1 pseudogene is annotated in these 248 nt (G+C 76.6%); it reads right to left on the reverse strand.

Annotation, left to right across the window (positions count from 1 at the left end):
- Positions 1–248 (reverse strand): annotated as a pseudogene (locus ASD06_RS19505) (hypothetical protein); the annotation flags it as partial.

Below are 248 nucleotides of genomic sequence, written 5' to 3' on the forward strand. Positions count from 1 at the left end.
GTGGGGTGGCGGGACGCAGCGTGCCCTCGGCCGACTGCTCGCCAGGGCTCGCGTCACGTCGGCTGCCGGGCGCGCTGCGACCCGCCGGCAGCGTCTCGGGCGCCGCGTCGGGTCCGTCTGCACCTGTCCCTGAGGTGGCCGCGGCTCGTTCGACCGCCGCGGCCAGGGTCTGGGTGGTGACGCGGACGATGACGCGGACCGGGGAGCCGTGGGAGGTCGGGACCTGGTTGGTGGCCAGGGTGGTGTGG

Origin of the sequence: Angustibacter sp. Root456 (assembly GCF_001426435.1) — a bacterium.
Lineage (GTDB): Bacteria > Actinomycetota > Actinomycetes > Actinomycetales > Angustibacteraceae > Angustibacter.